19 protein-coding genes, 2 rRNA genes and 1 riboswitch are annotated in these 21,161 nt (G+C 57.4%); of the genes, 3 read left to right on the top strand and 18 right to left on the bottom strand.

All coding sequences use genetic code 11. The features are described from left to right. Window positions 1-126: 126 nt before the first annotated feature. The 12 genes from purF to OCY70_RS26870 all read right to left on the bottom strand — a co-directional run bounded on the left by purF (window position 127) and on the right by OCY70_RS26870 (window position 11,804). The gene (purF, locus tag OCY70_RS26925; RefSeq protein WP_213428942.1) at window positions 127-1,605 is read right to left on the bottom strand and encodes an amidophosphoribosyltransferase; all 1,479 of its coding nucleotides are present in this window, start codon (window positions 1,603-1,605) and stop codon (window positions 127-129) included. Further along, window positions 1,590-3,836 carry a phosphoribosylformylglycinamidine synthase subunit PurL gene (gene purL / locus OCY70_RS26920; protein ID WP_261945253.1) on the bottom strand — a complete coding sequence of 749 codons (2,247 nt, stop codon included), beginning with the start codon at window positions 3,834-3,836 and terminating at the stop codon, window positions 1,590-1,592. Before purL ends, purF begins: the two co-directional genes overlap by 16 nt. Before the next feature lie 67 nt (window positions 3,837-3,903). After that, entirely contained in the window at window positions 3,904-4,587 is a 684-nt protein-coding gene (purQ, locus tag OCY70_RS26915) for a phosphoribosylformylglycinamidine synthase subunit PurQ (protein WP_213428941.1), read from the bottom strand. Between the two features lie 4 nt (window positions 4,588-4,591). Further along, window positions 4,592-4,834 carry a phosphoribosylformylglycinamidine synthase subunit PurS gene (purS, locus tag OCY70_RS26910; protein ID WP_087443057.1) on the bottom strand — a complete coding sequence of 81 codons (243 nt, stop codon included), beginning with the start codon at window positions 4,832-4,834 and terminating at the stop codon, window positions 4,592-4,594. A gap of 15 nt (window positions 4,835-4,849) precedes the next feature. Further along, window positions 4,850-5,794 (bottom strand): phosphoribosylaminoimidazolesuccinocarboxamide synthase, encoded by a 945-nt coding sequence (locus tag OCY70_RS26905; protein WP_213428940.1) that lies wholly within the window; start codon window positions 5,792-5,794, stop codon window positions 4,850-4,852. 235 nt (window positions 5,795-6,029) lie between these two features. Beyond that, on the bottom strand, window positions 6,030-7,331 hold the full coding sequence (gene purB, locus OCY70_RS26900) for an adenylosuccinate lyase (RefSeq protein ID WP_213428939.1): 1,302 nt from the start codon (window positions 7,329-7,331) through the stop codon (window positions 6,030-6,032). Then, window positions 7,328-8,527 carry a 5-(carboxyamino)imidazole ribonucleotide synthase gene (purK, locus tag OCY70_RS26895; protein WP_213428938.1) on the bottom strand — a complete coding sequence of 400 codons (1,200 nt, stop codon included), beginning with the start codon at window positions 8,525-8,527 and terminating at the stop codon, window positions 7,328-7,330. Before purK ends, purB begins: the two co-directional genes overlap by 4 nt. Next, window positions 8,524-9,018: a 5-(carboxyamino)imidazole ribonucleotide mutase gene (gene purE / locus OCY70_RS26890; protein WP_213428937.1), complete on the bottom strand. Its 495-nt coding sequence runs from the start codon at window positions 9,016-9,018 to the stop codon at window positions 8,524-8,526. The genes purK and purE overlap by 4 nt, the downstream gene beginning before the upstream one ends. Window positions 9,019-9,099: 81 nt before the next feature. After that, complete coding sequence (locus tag OCY70_RS26885) at window positions 9,100-9,243, bottom strand: hypothetical protein (RefSeq protein WP_261945216.1); 144 nt, start codon at window positions 9,241-9,243, stop codon at window positions 9,100-9,102. Continuing rightward, window positions 9,216-9,316: riboswitch (purine riboswitch) on the bottom strand. It overlaps the preceding gene by 28 nt. Before the next feature lie 197 nt (window positions 9,317-9,513). Continuing rightward, complete coding sequence (locus OCY70_RS26880; RefSeq protein ID WP_213428936.1) at window positions 9,514-9,948, bottom strand: universal stress protein; 435 nt, start codon at window positions 9,946-9,948, stop codon at window positions 9,514-9,516. A 112-nt stretch (window positions 9,949-10,060) separates the two neighbouring features. Further along, window positions 10,061-10,339, bottom strand: coding sequence for a DUF1294 domain-containing protein (locus tag OCY70_RS26875; protein WP_213428935.1), 279 nt, complete (start codon window positions 10,337-10,339; stop codon window positions 10,061-10,063). A 520-nt stretch (window positions 10,340-10,859) separates the two neighbouring features. Then, entirely contained in the window at window positions 10,860-11,804 is a 945-nt protein-coding gene (locus OCY70_RS26870; RefSeq protein ID WP_213428934.1) for a transglycosylase domain-containing protein, read from the bottom strand. Between the two features lie 445 nt (window positions 11,805-12,249). Between OCY70_RS26870 and OCY70_RS26865 the strand changes: the two genes are divergently transcribed. The 3 genes from OCY70_RS26865 to OCY70_RS26855 all read left to right on the top strand — a co-directional run bounded on the left by OCY70_RS26865 (window position 12,250) and on the right by OCY70_RS26855 (window position 14,002). Then, window positions 12,250-12,675 (top strand): extracellular solute-binding protein, encoded by a 426-nt coding sequence (locus OCY70_RS26865; protein ID WP_373871470.1) that lies wholly within the window; start codon window positions 12,250-12,252, stop codon window positions 12,673-12,675. A gap of 1 nt (window position 12,676) precedes the next feature. Then, complete coding sequence (locus tag OCY70_RS26860) at window positions 12,677-13,270, top strand: extracellular solute-binding protein (protein ID WP_249725240.1); 594 nt, start codon at window positions 12,677-12,679, stop codon at window positions 13,268-13,270. A 138-nt stretch (window positions 13,271-13,408) separates the two neighbouring features. Beyond that, window positions 13,409-14,002, top strand: a complete 594-nt coding sequence (locus OCY70_RS26855; RefSeq protein ID WP_213428933.1) for a hypothetical protein — start codon at window positions 13,409-13,411, stop codon at window positions 14,000-14,002. 81 nt (window positions 14,003-14,083) lie between these two features. On the opposite strand, the gene wrbA is transcribed toward OCY70_RS26855, so the two are convergent. From wrbA to OCY70_RS26830, 6 genes are all read right to left on the bottom strand, one after another. After that, window positions 14,084-14,701 carry an NAD(P)H:quinone oxidoreductase gene (gene wrbA / locus OCY70_RS26850; protein ID WP_213428932.1) on the bottom strand — a complete coding sequence of 206 codons (618 nt, stop codon included), beginning with the start codon at window positions 14,699-14,701 and terminating at the stop codon, window positions 14,084-14,086. Window positions 14,702-14,766: 65 nt separating this feature from the next. Further along, window positions 14,767-15,540 carry a pirin family protein gene (locus tag OCY70_RS26845; protein WP_213428931.1) on the bottom strand — a complete coding sequence of 258 codons (774 nt, stop codon included), beginning with the start codon at window positions 15,538-15,540 and terminating at the stop codon, window positions 14,767-14,769. Window positions 15,541-15,868: 328 nt separating this feature from the next. Further along, window positions 15,869-16,264, bottom strand: a complete 396-nt coding sequence (locus OCY70_RS35880; protein ID WP_306433947.1) for a hypothetical protein — start codon at window positions 16,262-16,264, stop codon at window positions 15,869-15,871. A 42-nt stretch (window positions 16,265-16,306) separates the two neighbouring features. Further along, complete coding sequence (locus OCY70_RS35875) at window positions 16,307-16,831, bottom strand: hypothetical protein (protein WP_315973941.1); 525 nt, start codon at window positions 16,829-16,831, stop codon at window positions 16,307-16,309. A 986-nt stretch (window positions 16,832-17,817) separates the two neighbouring features. Continuing rightward, a 5S ribosomal RNA gene (gene rrf / locus OCY70_RS26835) occupies window positions 17,818-17,934 on the bottom strand. A 61-nt stretch (window positions 17,935-17,995) separates the two neighbouring features. Then, a 23S ribosomal RNA gene (locus tag OCY70_RS26830) occupies window positions 17,996-21,049 on the bottom strand. Window positions 21,050-21,161 lie beyond the last annotated feature (112 nt).

Raw genomic sequence — 21,161 nt, 5'->3', positions numbered from 1 at the left:
TTTCCGCAGGCCAATCCTCTGTCTGCCGGCACTTCGTCCTTTTTTTTCCTTGGTGTTGATGTCTCTGTAGATTCCTCTATTAGTCGCATAATGAGCCGCTTGCTGAGCCGCTTGGGCCACAAGGCCTTACCGCCGGACCGATGCCGCCTCCGATCCTGCCGCCGCCGTGGCGCGCGCGCCGAACAGCTCCGTCGGATAATCATCATCGAAGCAGGCCAGGCACAAGCCGCCGCCCGGCTTATTCGCATAGCTGCCGCCAATCGCCTCAATCATCCCTTCCTTCGACAGGAAGGCGAGCGAATCGGCACCGATCAGCTTCCGCATCTCCTCTTCCGTTTGAAGATGAGCGAGCAGATCCTCGCTCTTCGGCGTGTCGATGCCATAGAAGCAAGGATGGCGGAACGGCGGCGAGGCGATGCGCAGATGCACCTCCCGCGCCCCGGCTTCGCGCAGCATGTTGACGATGCGGCGCGACGTCGTGCCGCGCACGATCGAGTCGTCAATGAGGACGACCCGCTGGCCTTCGACGACGCTCCGCACGGCGCTCAGCTTCATTTTGACGCCCTGCTCGCGCAGCTCCTGGCTCGGTTGAATGAACGTTCTCCCGGTATATTTGCTTTTGATAAGTCCCATTTCATACGGAATCCCCGTCTTCTCCGCGTAGCCGATCGCCGCCGATATGCTGGAATCGGGCACGCCCGTCACGATATCCGCCTCGACGAACGCCTCCTCCGCCAGCCGCATCCCCATATGCTTGCGGGCGGTATGCAAGTTCACCTCATGCAGTTGGCTGTCCGGACGCGAGAAATAGATGAATTCCATCGCGCATAGCGAGCGCTTCGCCCCCGGCGCAAACCGTTCCGAGCGGTGGCCCCACGCATCGACGACGACCAGCTCGCCCGGCTCCAGAGAGCGGACCAGCTCCGCTCCGACCGCCTCCAGTGCGCATGTCTCGGAGGCGAATACATAAGCGGCGCCCAGGCGGCCCATCACAATCGGACGCAGCCCGTGCGGATCGGATGCCGCCAGCAGCCGGTCATTCGTCATCAGCAGGAAGGCGAAGCCTCCGACCAGTTCCTTCAGCGCTTCCTTCGCGGCCTGCACGAAGTCATGCTCCGAGCGGGCGATCAGATGCGCGATGACCTCGGTATCGCTTGTCGTCTGGAAGATCGAGCCCTTCTGCTCCAGCCCGTGGCGGATCTGCGGCGCGTTGACGATATTGCCGTTCGTCGCGACCGCCAGCTCGCCGTCCCGCGTCTTGAACACGAGCGGCTGCGCGTTCGCCAGCCGGCTGTCACCGGACGTCGAGTAGCGGACATGGCCGATCGCCCGATCGCCTTCCAGCTCCGCGAGCCGCTCGGCGTCGAACACTTCCTTCACCAGCCCCATCCCGCGGTGATAGCGGAACGAGTCGCCGCCGGAGACGCAGATGCCCGCACTCTCCTCTCCCCGGTGCTGCAGCGTGTGCAGCCCGTAGTACGTAAGGGTCGACGCGTCCTTGTAGCCGAATACGCCGAAAATGCCGCATTCCTCTTTCAACCTGTCGAACGGGCCATCCCGGCCGCTGCCCTCGTTATAATAAGCCCCGCTTATCGCATAAGACATGGGATCGCATCCTTCCATACCCGCTCCGCTTCCCGGACCGGGAGATCGATAGCCGGACTGCCGTTCACCCGAATGGCGATCTGCCCGCCGCCGACCCGGCCCAGCCCTTCGACCGGGATCCCCGCTGCCGCGCAGCGCGCCCTCACCTTTTCGGCCCGCTCCGGCTGGACCGAGAGCAGAATCCGCGATTGGCTCTCGCTGAACAGCGCGATGTCGGCCCGCAGACCGGCCGCGGCCAGTTCCAGGATCGCGCCGATGCCGCCGCTGATGCAGCATTCCGCGAACGCCGCAGCCAGCCCGCCATCCGATACATCATGCGCCGATTGCACGAGGCCGTCCTGAATGAGCGCCAGCACCGTCCGCTGCAGGCGCAGCTCGGTATCGAGATCGACCTCCGGCGGACGGCCTTCCGCCACGCCATGGACGACCGCTTGGAACTCGCTTCCGCCCAGCTCCGCCTTCGTCCGGCCGAGCAGCAGCACGGCATCGCCTTCGCGCTTGAAGCCTTGCGTCGTAATATGATCCGCGTCATGCACGAGTCCGACCATGCCGACGACCGGCGTCGGGTAGATCGAGCCATGCGCATTTTCGTTATAAAGGCTGACATTGCCGCCGATGACCGGCGTATTCAGCACGCGGCACGCTTCCGCCATGCCGTCGACCGCCTGCTCCATCTGCCAGAAGTTCTCCGGCTTCTCCGGATTGCCGAAGTTCAGGTTATCGGTAATGGCGAGCGGCTCGGCGCCCGAGCATACGATATTGCGCGCCGCCTCGCACACCGCGATGCGCCCGCCCATGAGCGGATCGAGCATGACGTAACGGCCGTTGCAGTCCGTCGTCATCGCGAGCGCCTTGCGCGTTCCGCGCACGAGCACGACCGCCGCGTCCGAGCCCGGCGTCACCGCCGTGCTGGCCCGCACCATGCTGTCATATTGGCGGTACACCCATTCCTTGCTGGCGACCGACGGAGAGGCCAGCACTTGCAGCAGCGCCGCATTGACGTCCGTCACCTCCGGATATCCGGCCGTATCAAGCGCCTGGTTGGCCGCATAGCTCGCCGGCTCCCGCGACGGCTTGTGATAGAACGGGCATTCATCGACGAGACCCCGGACCGGCATATCGGCGACCACTTCGCCGTCGAACAGCAGGCGCAGGCGGCCGTCGTCCGTCACGCGCCCGACCTTGCGGCAGATAACGCCCCAACGCCCGAATATTTCCATCGCGATCGGCTCGTTGTGCTCCTCTATGACAAACAGCATCCGCTCCTGCGATTCGGACAGCATCATCTCGTACGGAGTCATGCCCGTCTCCCGCTGCGGCACCTCATCGAGCACCAGCTCCAGCCCGTTGCCCGCCTTGCTCGCCATCTCGGCGCTCGAGCAGGTCAGTCCCGCCGCGCCCATATCCTGAATCCCGATCACGATGCCGGACTGAATCAGCTCCAGACAGCATTCCATCACCAGCTTTTCCATGAACGGATCGCCGACCTGGACCGCCGGGCGCTTCGCTTCCGACTCGGCCGTCAGCTCCTCCGAAGCGAACGTCGCGCCATGAATCCCGTCGCGCCCCGTCGGCGGACCGACATAATAGACCGGATTGCCGACGCCGCTGGCGACGCCCTTCTGAATATCCTCATGATTGATCAAGCCGACGCACATCGCATTGACGAGCGGATTGCCGGCATAGCTGTCGTCGAACACGACCTCGCCGCCGACCGTCGGGATGCCGATGCAGTTGCCGTATCCGGCGATGCCCGCGACGACATGCTCGAACAAATATTTAACCCGCTCCTCCTTCAAGCTGCCGAAGCGCAGCGAATTGAGCAAGGCCACCGGCCGGGCACCCATCGAGAAAATGTCGCGGATAATTCCGCCCACGCCCGTCGCCGCGCCTTGGTAGGGCTCAATGGCGGACGGATGGTTGTGGCTTTCGATTTTGAACACGACCGCCTGGCCGTCGCCGATATCGACGATGCCCGCGCCTTCGCCCGGGCCGACGAGCACCCGCTCGCCCGTCGTCGGGAACCGCTTCAGAAGCGGCTTCGAATTTTTGTACGCGCAGTGCTCCGACCACATCACGCTGAACACGCCGATCTCCGTGTAATTCGGACGGCGCCCGAGCAGGCCGCAGATAAGCGCATACTCGTCATCCGTGACGCCCATGCCCGCATACAGCCGCTCGGCCGCAATCTGATCCGGAGACGGCTCCCGCCGCATATTGTCGCGGGCCATCTCCATCGACTGCCGCTTGCGGCGCGCTTCCTGTTCTGCCCGTTCCGCCGAGACGGCGGTCGTATTGTTACGCGTTGACTGCATGCTTCTCCCTCCAAGCGTTCAAAATCGACGTGAACATCCGGCTGCCGTCCTCGGACCCGAGCCAGGCGCTGACCGCCCGCTCCGGATGGGGCATCATGCCGAGCACATTGCCCGCTTCATTGCAGATGCCCGCAATATCCGCGACCGAGCCGTTCGGATTATCTTCGTAAGTGAACACGATCTGCCCCCGCTCCTTCAAGCGGCGCAAGGTCTCTTCGTCACAGTAGTAATTGCCTTCCCCATGAGCAATCGGGATGTTGACCACTTCGCCCTCGCCGTATTCCGCCGTGAACGGCGTATCGCGGCGGGCGACCCGAACCGGAGCCGCATGGCAGCGGAACTGGAGGCCGACATTGCGCCGCAGCGTGCCCGGCAGCAGCCCCGCCTCCGTCAGAATCTGGAAGCCGTTGCAAATGCCGAGCACATAGACGCCCTCCCGCGCGGCCTGCTCGACCGCCTTCATCACCGGCGCGAAGCGGGCGATGGCGCCGCAGCGCAAATAATCGCCGTAGGAGAAGCCGCCCGGCACGATGATCAAATCGTAACCGGCCAGATCGGTCGCCGTATGCCAGACGCGGTCCGCCTCGATTCCCATCGTATCCTGGACCGCATGCACGCAATCCATATCACAGTTCGATCCCGGAAAAACAAGCACAGCCACCTTCATCGCTCTACGCCTCCAATTCGTATCGGTAATCTTCCACGACCGGATTGGATAGCAGCACCTTGCACATCCGCTCGACCTGTTCCTTCGCTTCGGCCTCATTGGCCGCCGCCAGCTCGAATTCCATATACTTGCCGATGCGCATATGCTCCACGCCTTCATACCCCATCGAATGCATCGCCCGCTCCACCGCGGCGCCTTGAGGGTCAAGCACGTTCGCCTTTGTCGTTACAATCACTTTTACCTTCACTGTGAATTCCTCCCGTTACGCCCATCTCTGTGCGGTTATTCGTTCAAATAAAGCGATATAACGTCCTCGCGTAGCCTCGACGACCTCCGCTGGCAGCGGCGGGGGCGCGCTGCTCCGATCCCAGCCGGAAGCGGCCAGATAACGCCGGACCGGCTCCTTGTCGAGACTGTCGATATCCGTATCGAGCGCATAGCTGCCGACGTCCCAGAAGCGGGAGCTGTCCGGCGTGAACAATTCGTCGATAAGCACCAGCTCGCCGTCAATCAGGCCGAATTCGAATTTGCAGTCGGCGAGGAGAAGCCCTTTGCCCGCGCAGTCCTCCGCCGCGAACCGGTACAGCCGGAGACTCGCGTCCCGCAGCCGCCCGGCCAGATCCGGCCCGAGCTGCGACTCCATCACTTCATAGGAGACATCCTCGTCATGGCCTTCATCATGCTTGCGCGCCGGCGTAAATATCGGTTCAGGCAAGCGCTCGTTCATGCGCAGGCCTTCCGGCAGCTTGATGCCGTTTACTTCGCCGGTCGCTGTATACTGCCGCCAGCCTCCGCCGGTGACATAGCCGCGGACGACGCATTCGAAGTCCACGCGCTGCGCCCGCTTGGCGAGCGTCATTCGTTCAGATAACAGGGATACTAGAGATGAGATGCGTTGATGAGGTTCCGGTTCGTTGCCGAGCCGGGCGGACAATGCGGTCCGCAGGCATTCCTCGTCACAAGGAATGACATGATTGCCGATAATATGCTTCGTTCGGTCGAACCAGTAGCGGCTCAGCCGGTTCAGCACCGTCCCTTTGTCCGGCACGGCCGGCTCCAGGACGCAGTCAAAGGCCGAAATGCGGTCCGATACGACAATCAAGAGCGTATCGGCGTCCCATTCATACAGCTCCCTCACCTTGCCGCGGTGAAGCAGCGGGAATGGAATCGCATCCGCCAGCGTTGATACGATAGAGTTGGTAGACATGCCTGTGCTCCTCTCGGTTTCTCCTAAGCTGAAGCGGTCTTGCTTACCCTCCCGTTGATTGCTCCCGCTGCGGCGGACGGATCCCGAAGACAGGAGGGCAGGGAACCGGCCGCCGCATTCGGCCCGTTGGGGATGGGGCCTGCGCGAGCAGCTTATCCGCCGTATACAGGGGGACGGCGAACAAGCATGAACTTGCAATTTATGATATTTGAATGTAATTGGATTGACGTTGAATTTATCCTTCCAGCAAACCAAGCTGGCGGAAAATCGTATCGACATGCTTCAAGTGCCAGGACGGATTGAAGGCGTCGTCGATGTCCTCCGCGCTCAGCACCGCCGTAATCTCCGGCGTGCTCTCGATGATGTCGCGGAAGCTGCGCTGCTCTTCCCACGCCTGCATCGCGCGCGGCTGCACCGTGTCGTAGGCCTGCTCGCGGCTCCAGCCCCGGTCGATGAGCTTCGTCATGACGCGGCCGGAGAACGGCACGCCATACGTGCGCTGCATGTTGCGCTTCATATTTTCCGGGAATACCGTCAGGTTCTTCACGATGTTCATGAAGCGGTTCAGCATATAGTTCAGCAGCATCGTGCCGTCCGGCAAAATGATGCGCTCGACCGAGCTGTGCGAGATGTCGCGCTCATGCCAGAGCGGCACATTCTCGTAGGCCGACAGCATATAGCCGCGGAGGACGCGCGACAGGCCGGAAATGTTCTCGCAGCCGATCGGGTTGCGCTTGTGCGGCATCGCGGACGATCCCTTCTGCCCTTTGGCGAAGGCTTCCTCCACCTCGCGGAACTCGCTCTTCTGCAGCGCGCGAATCTCGGTCGCGAACTTGTCGAGCGACGTCGCGATCAAGGCCAGCGTCGCCATATATTCCGCGTGGCGGTCGCGCTGCAGCGTCTGGGTCGAGATCGGCGCCGGCTTCGTTCCAAGCTTCTCGCAGACGAACTTCTCCACGAACGGGTCGATGTTGGCATAGGTGCCGACCGCGCCGGAGATTTTCCCGTACTGCACGCCGTCCGCCGCATCGCGGAACCGCTCCAGGTTCCGCTGCATTTCCGCGTACCAGAGCGCCATCTTCAAGCCGAACGTCGTCGGCTCCGCATGGACGCCATGGGTGCGGCCCATCATCGGGGTATCCTTGTATTCCACAGCCTTGTCCTTCAATATATCAATGAACCGGAGCAGATCCTGCTCCAAAATCTCGTTGGCCTGCTTCATCAGGTAGCCCAAAGCCGTGTCCACGACGTCGGTGGAGGTGAGCCCGTAATGGACCCATTTGCGCTCGGGTCCGAGCGTCTCCGATACGGCACGCGTGAAGGCGATCACGTCGTGGCGCGTCTCCGCTTCAATCTCGTAGATCCGCTCGATATCGAAGCCCGCCTTGGCGCGCAGCGCCTCGACATCCTCCTTCGGAATGACGCCCAGCTCGGCCCATGCCTCGCAGGCGCACAGCTCCACTTCGAGCCAAGCCTTGAATTTGTTCTCTTCCGTCCATATGGCCCGCATCTCCGGGCGCGAATAACGTTCAATCATCGTCTCGTATTCCTCCACATGTTCGATTCTCTCATCCAGGCGAAGGCCGCTTCCGTGTCCGGGGCCACGATATTGATATGCCCCATCTTCCGCTTCGGCTTCGCTTCCGACTTCCCGTACCAATGCAGCTTCGGCGTCACGCCGAATCGCTCGGCAGCCGGGTCGTCCGTACGGAACCATTGTACCATGTCCGCCGCGTCTTCGCCGAGCAGGTTGGCCATGACGATCGGCGACACGAGCTCGGTCGGTCCGAGCGGCAGGTTGCAGATGGCCCGCAGATGCTGCTCGAACTGGGAGGTGCGGCATGCATCCATAGTGTAATGCCCGGAATTATGCGGGCGCGGCGCGAGCTCGTTCACGAGCAATTGGCCATCCGCGGTCAGGAACATCTCGACCGCGATCAGACCGACGACGTCGAGCGCCTCCGCGATACGGCGGGCCAACTGCTCGGCTTCCGCCTGCACGCCGGCCGGAATGCGCGCCGGGACGATGGACAGGTGGAGGATATGCTCCCGGTGAATATTCTCCGCCGCCGGGAAGACGGCGATCTCGCCGCGCGGGCTGCGGGCGGCGATGACGGACAGCTCGTGCTCGAAAGGCACGAACGCCTCGAGCACCAGCTCCGGGGCCAGCGCCGACAGCTCGGCATAGGCGGCCTCCGCTTCGCTCTCCTGGCGAAGCATGCGCTGGCCCTTGCCGTCATAGCCGCCGGTGGCCGTCTTCAGCACGCCGGAGCCGCCGAACGCCTGCAGCGCGCGGCGCACCTCGCCGGCCGAAGCGACCGCCGCGAACGGCGCGACGGGAATGCCCCCGGCCTGCAGCGCTTCCTTCTCGCGCAGGCGGTGCTGCGCCAGGCGAAGCAGGCGGCTGCCCTGCGGCACCGGAGCGGCCCGCTCGAGCCGCTCGACGGCGGCGGCGTCCACGTTCTCGAACTCGTACGTGATGACGTCCGCGCGCGCCGCCAGCTCCGCCAGCCCCTCCTCATCGCCGTAATCGGCGCAGATGAGATCGGCCACCGCGGCGCAGGGCGCATCCGCCGCCGGGTCAAGCGCGACGAAGCGGTAGCCGAGGCGGACGCCGTCCAGCGCCAGCATGCGGCCGAGCTGGCCGCCGCCGAGGACGCCTACCGTCGCGCCAGGCGCCAGCACCGGCGCCTTCGCCTGCGGCCGCATGCGGCCGTCCGCAGGGGCCCTCATGCGAGGTCCCCCGCGGCCTGCACCTGCTGCCGCACCGCTTCCCTGCGCGCTTCCACCTGCGCGCGCAGCTTCTCATCGTGCATGCCAAGCATCTGCACGGCCAGGAGCCCGGCGTTCGTCGCGCCCGCCGGTCCGATCGCCACCGTCGCCACGGGTACGCCAGCCGGCATCTGCACGATGGACAGGAGCGAGTCCATCCCGTTCAACTGCGAGGACCGCACCGGCACGCCGATGACCGGCAGCACCGTCTTCGCGGCGACCATGCCCGGCAGATGGGCGGCCCCGCCCGCGCCCGCGATAATGACGCGAAGCCCGCGTTCCGCCGCCGTCTCCGCATAGCGGAACATCTCGTCCGGCGTCCGGTGGGCCGATACGACCTTGCTCTCGAACGGAACATTGAATTCCTCCAGCACCTCGCATGCGAGACGCATCGTCTCCCAGTCGGACGTGCTTCCCATAATGACGCCTACCCGCACGTTGTCCTTGTCCATCGTCGTGCACCTGCTTTCATCCTATTTTTTGCCCGGCTTCCGAATAATCCCTGTCATGAGCATAAAAAAATCAGCGGATGGCTACCCCCTGATCGCAATCTCCGAACCCAAGAATGAGGAGCCACGGCTGCCGAAAAAGCCAAGTCCGTCCTTCCGCCTCCCGATGACAGGCAGCAGCAAACAGACCTGCGGCGCATCCGTCTGGTCGTCATTCTCGTAGTCCAAAGATTTACGGTCCTTGGGTAGAAACTTCCGGCCATATTCCCGGAATTATACGAGTTCAGAAAGATGAAATTATATCGATAGTAGTTCAAAATTATTCGTTAATGGTTCAAGCACCTTCAGTGTAACAAGGGGAAACAGCCATGTCAAGGATTAAAATACGAATATAATTCATAAAATATATCATATTGTTCGGATTTAGTTCATTATGCCTATCTAATAAAAAGAACCGGCCTCTGCTTGCGCATCTTCCGGTTCTTCCAAGGTATCAAGTTATTTCATGACGAGGACAGGCACCTTCGCATGCTGCACGACATGGTGGCTGACGCTGCCGAGCACGAATTCCTTAAATCCGCTCAGCCCGCGGCTGCCGAGCACGACCAGATCGCAGCCGAATTCCTCGGCTTCGGCGACGATGGATTGTCCCGGAGGACCCTGCAGCAGCTTCACCTCCGCCCGATCGCCAAGCAGCGCTACCTGCTGCTCCGCATCATTCTGCGTCTGCTCGGCATACCGGTACAGCTCCTCATTCGTCTCGACGGTCGCCGTCGCATACGCAGTGCCGATAAAATATTGCGGGAACTGGAATACATGCACTACGCGAAGCTTCGCTTCGGCATTGTTCTCCGCCAGGCTGATGGCATGGCGCAAAGCCTTCTTCGATGGCTCCGATCCGTCATAAGCGACAAGAATACGATTGAATACCATACATTCCACCACGCTTTCTTATAGTCAACGCTATGTAATAAGAGTATCGCGCTGCCAGGAGCGCTCCACATCGCGTTCCTTGATGCGCGCCTGCGGAACAGATACTCCTCTATTACCCGATTTTGACAAAAAGATAACCGAACACCACAATATTCACGATAAGAATGAATGGGATTCCCGCCGTGAACGTGACATGCTGCGTCTTGTGCCGCTGGTTGTACATCCCGGTCAGCACGCCCAGGGCGCCTCCCAGCCAGGCGGCCAGGAACAGCTTCCGCTCGGGAATGCGCCGGCGGTGCCGGATTGCCCGGCGCTTGTCCGCCGCCATCATCTGATAGCCTGCGATATTGACGGCCAGCAAATATACAAATACAAGCAGCGTCCCGTCCATAGATGAAGAGTCCCCCTTTCCCTACAAATATTATACAACTTGATGCGGCAGGCGGCTACTGTGGAGAAAAAGAGGCTGCCCCTAGACAGAGCATAAGTCGCGGGGCAAGACGAGACAACTGAGAATGCAGTGACAGGAGTGTAGAGACAGGAGTGTAGAGCGCGAATAAAGAGGAGGGAAATACGGCGGCGAGAAAAGCGGCGGTAGATGGACGAGGCAGATGAACGAGGCAGTGAATCCTGCGTTAATGCAGGAATTTACGAGATTTGCACCCGTATGTTATTAAATTCCTGCAAAAGAGCATTATTTTCGCCGAATTTTGCTTTTACTCTATGGTCTAGTCTGAAATTGATGCGGTTTTGCAGGAACTCCTGTGACGGAGTAAACGCCGTAAGGGAATACTGCATTTTTGCAGTTTTCCCGCACTTCCCTGCATTTCCCGGCAAGGCGGGCTTGCAACAATCAGGGGGCTGTCTCGCCGCAGCTGCACACGGCTGATGAGACAACCCCCTCCGCTCCATCAAGAAGCGTGAACGATTTCCGCCTTCTTCAGATGCTGGCGCTCCCCTTCGGTCATCCAACCCAGCTCGACCATCCGGCGCAGCACGACGTTCTGGCGGCGTTCGGCCTCTGCGGGATGCTTCCGCGGAGACAGCCGTTCGGGCGCCTTCAACAGGCCGGCCAGCATCGCCGCTTCCGCTTCATTAATCGTCTCCAGCGTATCGGACGCCCCGGCGGTCTTGCCGAAGTAGAAGCGGGCGGCATCTTCAATCCCATATTTCCCGTGCCCAAAATAGACCTTATTGAAATACATCTCCAAAATCTCGTCCTTCGTATATCTCCATTCCAGATTGGCGGCGATGGCCATTTCCTTCAGCTTGCGGGAATAGAGCTTATCCTGGGTCAGGAACAGATTGCGGGCCAGCTGCATCGTAATCGTGCTTCCGCCCTGCGCTTTTTGCTGCTTCGTGACGTTAATCCATAGCGAACGGGCGAGGCCGATCGGATCAATCCCTGGATGGTAACGGTAACGATGGTCCTCGATCGCCAGCAGCGCCTCGGTAACATAGGCCGGCATGTCCTTCAGGCGAACGATATGTCTCCCGTCTGCCGCAACCCCCTCGCGTATCTCTTCCCGCAGCGCCGCCAGCTTCGCTTCGTTCATCCAAGCCGGAGCGAGCCCGGCCATCATGAACCATCCGATAATCGGCGCCAATATCGCCGCGATCAGCCCATATATGACCCATCGTTTCCACACATGTGCGATGCTCCGGACGATGGACGTTGATGTTCCTTCCGTATCTGTTTGAACTTGCTGTTGCTTCACAGGCCGTTGTTCCGAAGCCGACGCGCGTTCTCCGCCCGGAGAGCCCGTCCATTCCCCTTGATGCGCGCGCATCGCTCGAATCGGCGAACGCAGCGCTATCGAGCCCTTCGCCGGATGCTCCCATCTGATGATTTTCATCGGAATCGACCTCCTTTCGATAGGTTCAGTGTACAAAATAGAGACCGCTCTTCCCATCGAATTCGGTTGCAGAAAGCTTACAAGTGCGAAAGCTACGTCATCCCTCTCCCCTGATATTGGAAGGCATCTTCGGCCTCTTGAATACGACTTCAATCTAATCGTGGAAAAGGAACCAGCGAGAACTTGCTACTATTTTCGTTCATGGACGTGAGAACGATTCGGAACTGCTCAGGTCTTCGCTGTACGCATGAAAGAGACGGAACCGGGCGGGTCTGAACAAGTTCATATTTTTTTCGAAAAGAAGGGAGCTCGCTAACCATGAAAAGAAACCTTTCCCTGCTATCCATTGCCATTCTCATCATGATGCTGCTGGTGTCAGGCTGCGGCGGAACCGCCCCCTCAACCTGCAGATCAGAAGCAGGACGGTACGCCCATCACGCTGGAGTTGGCGAACGCCTCGCTCACTCCGGCAGGACTCCAGGAATTGAATGCGCGTGGAGATATTCCTGATTTATATGTTATGCATCAAGGATACGACATGTTGAAGGAACTGGATATGCTGGAGCCGCTCGATCCGGATGGCGCCGGCCTGCTCTACGGCATGCCCATCGAAGGCACGCAGAGAGCCCTGTATTACAACAAAGCCATCCTCGATAAATTCGGCGTCGACTATCCGCGTGACGGCATGACCTGGGATGAGATCCTGGATCTGGCGAAGCAGGTGACCGCTGAACGGGATGGCGTGAAGTACAAAGGGTTGTCCTTCGGCCATTATTCCATCCCGCTCACCCAATTCGGCGTGAATGGAACCGATCCGGAGACCGGAGAAGTGTTGTTTACGAAGGAACCTGCGTTTCAGCAATTTTTTTGACATGCTGGACAAATACCGCAGCATTCCCGGCATGGTGGACACAAGCGATTATTTTTACCCCTTCAACAATGATCAAAATGTGGCGATGACGATCGTCTCTCTCCCTACGCTTCCGCTCTATAACGCCATCCAGGGACTCGACTTCGATATCGTGTCCGTGCCGGAATGGCCGGATCATTCCGGTGTCGGACCATCTGTTCCGGCGATTTCCATCAGCATTAACAAGCATAGCCAGCATAAAGAGGCGGCTTGGGCCGTCATCGCCCATCTGGCGTCGCAGGAAGGCCAGCTTGTGCTGTCCCGGGTCGGCAGCCCGCCTACGATTAAGAGCGCGGAGGCGTTCGAGCAGTATTCGGCGGCCGATATGGAAGCGACCGACAAAAAATATAACATTCGACCGATATTCGAGCAGCGAATGGCGAGCATTTCGGCTTTTTCCCCTTATGGGCCATTGGTCACGTTCTTCTACGATGATTATATCAATCAGAAGGCGCGTACCTTCGTTACGACCCCCGACAAGGATGTGGCGACTTTCTTGCGGGAGATGGAGGAGGAGTATGCGGCTATCGTCAAGGAAATGAAGGAATTGAAATAGAACGGTTCCACCTTCCTGAAATGCGGTTCGGGCGAGCGCCACGCGTTGGCCCGAATTCGCTTTCCCGTGTTGAATGAGACCAGACCGCTTTTTCTTTCTCTCTCGAATGGGTATACTGACAAGAGGAGGGAACGTAACATGATGAACAAACAGCGAATACAATGGCTGACTGGCTGCGCGGCGGTACTCATCGCATTCAGCGGCTTAATGTACGGATGCACAGACAACAAAGCGGCCCCCGATGCCTCACTGTCGCCGGGACAAGATCAGACGAATCCGCAAGGGGGAGGGGCGGCGAACGAGACGCCCTCAGTCCCCCCTCCATCCGGACAAGAAGAAGCTTCGAACGAGAACGAGCCGGTTCGGAGCGGCAAGCCAGACGATCAATCCGCGGCGGAGGAGGCCGATGTTGAGCGGGTTATCCAATCCATCGATACAGGGAACGGTTACCATAAGAAGATAGAGCTGCTGAAGGACGGCGGCAAGCGCGTCACTATTACCGATCCGAACGGGAATGCGACGGTCCGCAAAATCGAATATGAAGGCACGATCAGCTCCGTGAGCGGAAGTGAAATAACCGTACAATTGGAGCATGGCGGGGAGAAGACGATCGAGATTCCTCCAAATATTATCGTGGATGACGAGACCGGACAAGGCTTCAAGATCGGTACCGAGATCGAATGGGTTGTCGATCCGGTCGGAACGATCCGTAAAGTCCAATTGGACGATTAAGCATCTGTCGCCTATCGCCTTCTATGCTTAAAGGGTGCCCAGGACCATGTCGGCCCGGACACCCTTTTCTTGCGAAATTGCTTAATTTTGCGCCATTCCGGCTTTCACCCAGCCGGCTGCCGTGACGGTGCGCTTCGCTTGATGCTTGACAGCGGCCTCCACATTTTCAACCATCTTGCCGTCCTGGCCCACGGTTACGCTGGTACCGTACGGGTTGCCTCCTGCCGCATACGCCGCGGGATCGGTATAGCCGGGAGCGACTACGATGGCGCCCCAATGATACATCGATGTATACAGGCTCAGGATCGTCGCTTCCTGTCCGCCATGCGAATTGCCGGCGCTGGACATCGCGCTGACCACCTTGTTCGTCAGCTTGCCTTGCGCCCACAGGCCTCCGGTCGTATCCAGGAACTGCTTCATCTGGGATGGCATATTGCCGAACCGGGTCGGCACGCTGAAAATGATCGCATCCGCCCACTCCAGGTCCGCAGGCTGTACCGTCGGCACATGCTGCGTCGCGTCCACATGCGCTTTCCAGGCCGGATTGCTCTCGATCGCTGCCGGCGGCGCCAGCTCAGGCACCTTGAGCACCTTGACCTCGGCTCCTGCCGCTTCCGCCCCTTCCTTGGCCCACTGCGCCAACTGATAGTTCGTGCCTGTCGAGCTGTAATAGATTACTGCCACTTTTACATTTGCCATCTGAATTGCTCCTTTATTTTCATTTGCTGTGTCTATGGTCAATCTGTCATTGATTCTTTGCTGCGTTATTTGCGGTACAATGGATAATAGACGGCCGTCGGCACTTCAATGGCAATCAGCCGGGTCGCGTCCTCCGATTCGATGCGCAGCACATCCTTATCCTCTTCGTTGCCCGTCGAGATGATGAATTGTTCCCCGGCATACTGGATGTGCTCTTCTCCCGCTTCCGCGGAGCCGATGCTCCCCCTGCCGCTAATAATTAGCCCCGTCCATGTACGGCCGGGCGGCAAGACTGCCTCATAGCGATGGCCGGCTTGCACCGTAATGTCCCACATGCGCGCATCCGCTACAATGCGGCAAGGCGACCCTTCCCCGAGCACCGTCTTCACGGTGACGCCGCCGGATTCATGAATCGGGAACGCCTCGTGCTCGAATTGCGCGTAATGGGGCGGGCGCTTTCTCGCTTCCAGCAGATTCGGCTCGAACCAGATCTGGAGCATATCGGCATCCGGACCGACGATGCGTTCGCTGTGCTCCACGCCGCTCCCCGCCTGAATCAATTGCGCTCCTCCCGCGCCGACGACGCTGTCCGTTCCGAGCGAATCGCCGTGGTGCGTCTCGCCCTGAATGACATAGGACAGAATCTCGAACGCCTGATGCGGATGAGGCGGAATATACCCCTCCTCCTTCGCCTTCGCCCAAGCCCAGTAGAACAACGTGCTGACTCGATTGACGGCCCCGCCCTCCTGCGGGAAGCCTACCGGCTTAATCTCCGTAATCCGGCCGCCGTCGAATGCTCCTGTTCCCATTTGGCTCGCCGTAAACTGCTGAATCTTCATATCCATCCTCCCTTTGCCATAAATTTGTACTGGCGATCCAAGTCTAATTATCTTTATTTCGAGATATATAACAATAACAATGCGGTCGCTTCCTTGAACGCCTACAGGTAACATCATAATCTGAAATTATCTCGATGTCAAGATATTTCCGGCGTAGACAAGAAACTGGATTTTGAGCCTTTAGTTCAACGTCAAGACGCATGTCACCTTGAACAGCATAGGCGAGATTGAATAAATACAGCCCGTCGGTGGGTGCCAACGGGCTGCTATTTGTGTGCGCTTCAGGGCGCATCTGCTTTTTCAATCTTCCTTTTTACCTATCTATGCTTTATTCTTCATACAATTCTTCAATATAGACTCTTTCTCCGTGCATCAAGAAAACTACGTTTTTGTCGGCATCCAGCGCCGCTACCATCTTTGTCTCCTTATTTTGGACAAAGCTGAAATCTCTGGCTGAGTTGTCCCATTTCACTTCAAGTCCCTGGAGGTCCATATTGAACAATTTCTTCGCGATCGGGGCGACCGCTTCTTTCGCTTCTTTTTCGGTAATATCTTTCTTCAACACCTGTTTTCGCCCGCCGTCATGAACGTAGTGTACCTTCCCCGTCTTGGCATCCAGAGAAAGCGTAACCTTGCCGCCTTTAAGCTTCCACATTTTATTCTCAACGCCACCTTCAAGCACAGCTTTCGTCACGTCCAAGTCACGATCTAAAGCCGTTTTCACTGCTTCCGCTGCCGTTTTCAGTAATTCCGGTTCAAGCTCGTTCTAGCTAAATTCGATCGCGGCCCCAATACGAGTTTTCTCTGGCGATCCTGGAAGATATTTCATCAGAAAGGCGGAAAAACCCTTCCCGCTTAAAGAATACTCGGTAAAAGGTTCCTTTGGGTTTTCATAGTACTCGGACACGTTAACTTCTTTATCAAATGTGTATTTTTTCTTGTCATGCATCCCTTTCAGCACTTTCAGGATTTCATCCTGATCCTTTTTGCTGATTCTATCGATGGTTTGCTTGCCTCTGATATTCCATATTTTTTTGGTCTTTTGTATATAGGCTACACTATAAGTTTCATCTTCAGAATGAACCCACACCCACCCTAACATTTCGTCAAGCTCGCCGACATCCTGCAACTTAATCTCTTTCCCCGCAAATTGTTTTACGGCCTTCTGCAGCTCGGCAGCCAGTTTCTTGTCGATTTGCACTTCTTTGCTCTTCGATTGCTGCTGCTCTTGCTGCTTCTCTTGCGCTGCCTCCGCGCCCGCAGGAATTGGACCTGCCGATGCGGCCAGCATACACGACCAGTGCTGCTACGATAGCTTTTTTCAAATTCATGGTAAATCCTCCTATGTATTACTTGAATACTTGCTCACCCATATTATCCTAGCGAAGGAATTGGAAAAAACCACAAAACATTCTAGTAATATTAATTAAGAAAACGTTAATACTAACCAGTAAGATATATCAGTTACTTTTGACCATTGGTTTTACTATCTTGAGAGAGTGTCACCCGTCTTTGACATCCGGACATTAAGCAACTTATATAATCTGGCCAGTTCATTATTCCACGGCAACGAATGGATCACGCTGAACCGGCGCAGTTCATTATTCCGCGCTGCCGTTTTTATGGCCAGATTGCTTGCTGCTGATAATGAAGCTTGTCTGCTCATTACTAATATTAGCCAGGATAAGGAATTGACTCCACGAAACAACCTTTTTAAGAAAACCTTAATAATTCTAAGAAAGCAATAAGACAATCAGGTGCTTGCCCTTACTCGTTCCGGGTCACAATATACAAAAAAAGCACCCATTATGGGTGCTTTTACTAGGTAAGACGCTATTCAGATTGATTATTAGCCATAGGCTCTCTAGACACGCCTATTCGGTAAGCGAAATCCTGCGCAAATGCAGCAATTCGATATGCACGACTTCACCAAAAGGAGAATCCTGCAAAACTGCAGGATTCTCCCCCGATTCGCTTCGGTTTGGTGCAAGAGGAAGTAAAATGATGTAGATTTGCAGGAATTTCTCCAAATGTTAGATCATTAGGCTGAAATTCCTGTAAAAACGAAGCAATCCCCTCCACGCGCTCAGCCCCAGGAGGGAACAGCCCCTCCTGGAAGCGGTAACTCCTCAGGATTCGATGATGCCTCAGCACGTGATGATGCCTCAGACTGTGAGAATGCCTCAGGTTCTGATGACATGTCCGGTTCACCGCGTTCCCTGGACTCTTCCGAATATATAGAAAAAAACCACCGACAGAAGTCAGTGGTCTTTGTCTGCTTGGCAGCGTCCTACTCTCCCAGGACCCTGCGGTCCAAGTACCATCGGCGCTGGAGGGCTTAACGGCCGTGTTCGGGATGGGAACGCGTGGAACCCCTCCGCCATCGCCACCAAACAGATAAGGTTTGTACCTTAAAAACTGAATGCGAAAGTAAAAATCATCAAATCATCTTAGTTAGGATAAGCCCTCGACCGATTAGTATTGGTCAGCTCCATGCATTGCTGCACTTCCACCTCCAACCTATCTACCTCGTCGTCTTCAAGGGGTCTTACCAATGCGGGAAATCTCATCTTGAGGGGGGCTTCACGCTTAGATGCTTTCAGCGCTTATCCCTTCCGTACTTGGCTACCCAGCTATGCCTCTGGCGAGACAACTGGTACACCAGCGGTACGTCCATCCCGGTCCTCTCGTACTAAGGACAGCTCCTCTCAAATTTCCTACGCCCGCGACAGATAGGGACCGAACTGTCTCACGACGTTCTGAACCCAGCTCGCGTACCGCTTTAATGGGCGAACAGCCCAACCCTTGGGACCTACTTCAGCCCCAGGATGCGATGAGCCGACATCGAGGTGCCAAACCTCCCCGTCGATGTGGACTCTTGGGGGAGATAAGCCTGTTATCCCCAGGGTAGCTTTTATCCGTTGAGCGATGGCCCTTCCATGCGGTACCACCGGATCACTAAGCCCGACTTTCGTCCCTGCTCGACTTGTAGGTCTCGCAGTCAAGCTCCCTTCTGCCTTTGCACTCTTCGAATGATTTCCAACCATTCTGAGGGAACCTTGGGGCGCCTCCGTTACTCTTTAGGAGGCGACCGCCCCAGTCAAACTGCCCGCCTGACACTGTCCCCGAACCGGCTTCACGGTCCCAGGTTAGAACTCCGATACGATCAGGGTGGTATCCCAACGGCGCCTCCACCGAAGCTGGCGCTCCGGCTTCCCAGGCTCCCACCTATCCTGTACAGACCGTACCAAAGTCCAATATCAAGCTGCAGTAAAGCTCCATGGGGTCTTTCCGTCTTGTCGCGGGTAACCTGCATCTTCACAGGTATTAAAATTTCACCGGATCTCTCGTTGAGACAGCGCCCAAGTCGTTACGCCATTCGTGCGGGTCAGAATTTACCTGACAAGGAATTTCGCTACCTTAGGACCGTTATAGTTACGGCCGCCGTTTACTGGGGCTTCGGTTCATAGCTTCGCCTTCCGGCTAACCACTCCCCTTAACCTTCCAGCACCGGGCAGGCGTCAGCCCGTATACTTCGCCTTACGGCTTCGCACAGACCTGTGTTTTTGCTAAACAGTCGCTCGGGCCTATTCACTGCGGCCCCCTCGGGCTATTCACCCTACCGGGGCACCCCTTCTCCCAAAGTTACGGGGTCATTTTGCCGAGTTCCTTAACGAGAGTTCTTCCGCGCGCCTTAGAATTCTCTTCTCGCCTACCTGTGTCGGTTTGCGGTACGGGCACCTTCACCTGGCTAGAGGCTTTTCTTGGCAGCATGAAATCAAGACCTTCGGTACTGTCATTTTCCCTCCCCGTCACAGCCCAGCCTTACGGTCAGCGGATTTGCCTACTGATCAGCCTCACTGCTTGGACGAGCATCCATCAGCTCGCGTCCCTATCCTTCTGCGTCCCCCCATTGCTCATAACGGCTACGGTGGTACAGGAATTTCAACCTGTTGTCCTTCGACTACGCCTTTCGGCCTCGCCTTAGGTCCCGACTTACCCTGGGCGGACGAGCCTTCCCCAGGAACCCTTAGGCTTTCGGCGGACTGGATTCTCACCAGTCTTTTCGTTACTCATACCGGCATTCTCACTTGTGTACAGTCCAGCAGTCCTTCCGGTCTGCCTTCAACCCGGTACACAACGCTCCCCTACCACTGCATCGACTTCACTCCAGCTTCGAAGTAGTCGTTTCGCCCCTGAGGTCATTTGGTCGACAAGGGGTATCACTTCGTATGTCGACAAAATGTCAGGCGGGTCTTCACTCGCTCCTCGAAGAAGCAGTGAAGTCGATGCAATCCATAGCTTCGGCGGTACGTTTAGCCCCGTTACATTTTCGGCGCAGAGTCACTCGACCAGTGAGCTATTACGCACTCTTTAAATGATGGCTGCTTCTAAGCCAACATCCTGGTTGTCTGGGCAACTCCACATCCTTTCCCACTTAACGTACACTTAGGGGCCTTAGCTGATGGTCTGGGCTGTTTCCCTCTTGACAACGGACCTTAGCACCCATTGTCTGACTCCCGGATAATAAGTCCATGGCATTCGGAGTTTGACTGAGCTTGGTAACCCTTGGCGGGCCCCGCACCCAATCAGTGCTCTACCTCCACGACTCTTCCTCCGAGGCTAGCCCTAAAGCTATTTCGGGGAGAACCAGCTATCTCCGAGTTCGATTGGAATTTCTCCGCTACCCCCACCTCATCCCCGAATTTTTCAACATTCGTGGGTTCGGGCCTCCAGTGCGTGTTACCGCACCTTCACCCTGGACAGGGGTAGATCACACGGTTTCGGGTCTACGCCTACGTACTCATTCGCCCTATTCAGACTCGCTTTCGCTGCGGCTGCGGCTTTTCACCTTAACCTTGCACGTAAACGTAACTCGCCGGTTCATTCTACAAAAGGCACGCCATCACTCATATAACGAGCTCTGACTTCTTGTAAGCACACGGTTTCAGGTTCTGTTTCACTCCCCTTCCGGGGTGCTTTTCACCTTTCCCTCACGGTACTGCTTCACTATCGGTCGCCAGGGAGTATTTAGCCTTAGCAGATGGTCCTGCCGGATTCCCACGGGGTTTCACGTGTCCCGCGGTACTCGGGATCCGTCTCGGAGGGCATTTACTTTCGAGTACAGGGCTATTACCTTCTACGGCGGGCCTTTCCAGACCTCTTCGTCTAATAAACTGCCTTTCTGACTCCATATGAGACGTCCCACAACCCCGGAGAGCAAGCTCTCCGGTTTAGGCTCTTCCGCGTTCGCTCGCCGCTACTGACGGAATCACTATTGTTTTCTCTTCCTGAGGGTACTTAGATGTTTCAGTTCCCCTCGTATGCCTCTTCACACCCTATGGATTCAGGTGTGAGTGACTGCCTATTACAGCAGCCGGGTTTCCCCATTCGGACATCCCCGGATCGATGCTTGCTTACAGCTCCCCGAGGCAATATCGTCGTTCGCCACGTCCTTCGTCGGCTCCTGGCGCCTAGGCATCCTCCGTGTGCTCTTACTAGCTTAACCTATTAAGGTGGTTAAAAAGTTTTCTTTTGATCACGAAGGCTCTCAAGATGTGATTCGGCATCGAATCTTGCCTTCAGCTTCGAAATGCGGTGCTCATGTAGTCAAGACTACA

The sequence above is a fragment of the Paenibacillus melissococcoides genome (assembly GCA_944800085.1).
GTDB lineage: Bacteria > Bacillota > Bacilli > Paenibacillales > Paenibacillaceae > Paenibacillus_B > Paenibacillus_B melissococcoides.
This window is presented reverse-complemented; position numbering and strand designations above follow the sequence as displayed.